Here is a 2,921-nt window from a genome sequence, read left to right as displayed (position 1 = left end):
GGTTCCCGCGCACGCTCCGCTGACCGCGGTGGTGCACACCGCGGGTGTCATCGACGACGGTGTCGTCACCGCGCTGAGCTCCGAGCGGCTGGAGAAGGTGTTCCGTCCCAAGGTCGATGCCGCGCTGGTCCTGGACGAGTTGACCCGGGACCTGGACCTGTCCGCCTTCGTGCTCTATTCCTCCGCGGCGGGTACGTTCCAGGCGCCGGGACAGGGTAACTACGCGGCGGCGAACGCCTTTTTGGACGCGTTGGCGCAGCGTCGCCGGGCGGCTGGTCTCGCCGCCTCCTCACTCGCCTGGGGCCTGTGGTCGCAAATGACGGGCAACCTCTCCGATGCCGATCAGAAGCGGCTGGCTCGGGTCGGACTGGTGGGGCCGTCGATGGAGGAGGGCATGGGGCTGTTCGACGCGGCGCTTCAGTCGCCGACAGCAGCCCTTGCCCTGGTGAAGCTGGACTTCGCCGAGCTGCGGAATCAGGCCGGGATGGGTACGCTGCCGGCGCTGCTGCGGGCGTTGGTTCCGGCCGGCAGGCGTTCCGCGCAGAGTGGCGCGGCCAACGCGGACGGTCTGCTCCAGCGACTGGCCGGAGTCTCCCCGGACGAGCGGGAGCGGATTCTGCTGGAGACGGTGCAGCAGGCGGCGGCGGCCGTGCTCGGCTTCGCCTCGCCGGATCAGCTGGAGCCGGAACGGGCCCTGAACGAGATCGGCTTCGATTCCCTCACCGCGGTCGAACTGCGCAACAGCCTGTCCGGCCTGACCGGACTGCGCCTGCCGGTGACGTTGATCTTCGACCACCCCACGCCGGTGACCCTGGCGCACTACTTGGCGGCGGAGCTCAGCCAGGACACCAAGCAGGGCCACGCGCTGCTGGCGGAACTCGACAGCCTGGAAGCGTCCTTCGCGTCGCTCGCTCCCGATGACCCGCTGCACCACCAGGTCGTGGCCCGGCTCCAGTCACTGCTCGCCCAAGGGCAGAACGAGTCCGGGTCGGGCGTCGAGCACGAAGAGTTCGATCTCGACTCCGCCACCGATGAGGAGATGTTCAAGCTCATCGACAGCGAGTTCGGGACGGCGTGAGCCGACTCCACCATTCCGCCCCGGACGGCCCGGACGGCCCGGCAGGTTTTTTCCAGGAAAGGCACCACTCATGACGAACGAGCAACAGCTGCGCGACTACCTGAAGCGTGTTCTGGCGGACGCCCGCCGTTCCCAGAACCGGGTACGTGAGCTGGAGAGCGCGAGCTCGGAGCCGATCGCGATCGTGGGGATGGGCTGCCGCCTGCCGGGTGGTGTCTCGTCTCCGGAGGAGCTGTGGCGTCTGGTGGCCGAGGAGACCGACGCGATCTCGGGCTTCCCGGAGGACCGTGGCTGGGATCTGGAGAACCTGTATCACCCGGATCCGGATCACGCGGGTACGAGCTACACGCGGGAGGGCGGCTTCCTAGACGACGTAGCCGGGTTCGACGCCAGGTTCTTCGGGGTTTCGCCGAGTGAGGCGCTGGCGATGGACCCGGAGCAGCGGCTGATGCTGGAGATCTCCTGGGAGGCGCTGGAGCGGGCCGGGATCGATCCGGCCACCCTGCGCGGCAAGGAGGTCGGGGTCTTCACCGGCACGGGAGGTGGCGGCTACCGGTCGGACGACCAGGCGGTTCCCGACGGAGCCGAGGCCTACCTGATGGTGGGCTCCCTGGGAAGCGTGGTCTCAGGTCGGGTGTCGTACGTGCTGGGCCTTGAGGGCCCGGCGGTGACTCTGGACACCGCCTGCTCCTCCTCCCTGGTGGCCCTGCACCTGGCGGCGCAGTCGCTGCGCTCCGGAGACTGCTCGTTGGCGCTGGCCGGCGGGGTGACCGTCATGTCCGGGCACCGCACGATCGTGGACTCCTCGCAGCAGCGTGGTCTTGCTGCCGACGGCCGGTGCAAGTCGTTCGCGGCCTCCGCCGACGGCACCGGACTCGGAGAGGGCGCGGGTGTGCTGCTCCTGGAGCGGTTGTCGGACGCGGTTCGCAACGGGCACCGGGTGCTGGCGGTGGTGCGGGGTTCGGCGGTGAATCAGGATGGTGCGTCGAATGGGCTGACCGCGCCGAACGGTCCCTCGCAGCAGCGGGTGATCCGGCGTGCGCTGGCGAACGCGGGCCTGTCCGCCACCGAGGTCGACGTGGTGGAGGCGCACGGCACCGGGACGGTGCTGGGTGATCCGATCGAGGCCCAGGCGGTCATCGCGACCTATGGTCAGGGCCGTGACGCGGACCGGCCGTTGTGGCTTGGGTCGTTGAAGTCGAACATCGGTCACACGCAGGCGGCTGCGGGTGTGGCGGGTGTGATCAAGATGGTGCAGGCGATGCGCCGCGGTGTCCTGCCGCGCACACTGCACGTGGACGAGCCCACTCCTCAGGTGGACTGGTCGGCGGGTGCGGTGGAACTGCTCACCGAGGCCCGGCAGTGGCCCGAGACGGGACATCCCCGTCGTGCGGCCGTGTCCGGTTTCGGTGTCAGTGGCACGAACGCGCACGTCATCCTGGAGCAGGCGCCACTGGCGGAGCAGGACCTGGAACAGTCCCCCGAGCCGGGGGTGCTCGCCGGGCCGTATGTTCCGTTGCTGGTGTCGGGGCGTGGTCAGGCTGCTCTGGCGGGTCAGGCCGCCCGGTTGGCCGGGTTCCTGTCGGAGCGCGGTGAGGGCGAACTCGCCTCTGTCGCGCGGTCTTTGGTGACGACCCGTGGCACCTTGACCGACCGTGCCGTGGTCGTCGCCACTGACCGCGATGAGGCGGTAAGCGGTCTGGAGGCCCTGGCCCGCGACGAATGGGCGCCGGGCGTCGTGACCGCGTTCGGTGGAGCGGTGAAGGGCCGGACGGCGTTTGTCTTTCCTGGTCAGGGTGCGCAGTGGGTGGGGATGGGGGCGGATCTGCTGGGTTCGTCGGTG

At 69.6% G+C, this 2,921-nt stretch carries 2 protein-coding genes; both read left to right on the top strand.

Annotation, left to right across the window (positions count from 1 at the left end):
* The coding region (locus tag AC067A_RS37345; RefSeq protein WP_479248143.1) for a beta-ketoacyl reductase at nt 1-1,078 on the top strand (1,078 nt) is incomplete at its 5' end.
* Between the two features lie 88 nt (nt 1,079-1,166).
* The coding region (locus AC067A_RS37340; protein WP_479248144.1) for a type I polyketide synthase at nt 1,167-2,921 on the top strand (1,755 nt) is incomplete at its 3' end.

It is taken from the genome of Streptomyces sp. NPDC043176, from assembly GCF_056436715.1.
Note: the sequence above shows the minus strand (reverse complement) of the source record. Positions and strands in the feature narration are given on the sequence as shown.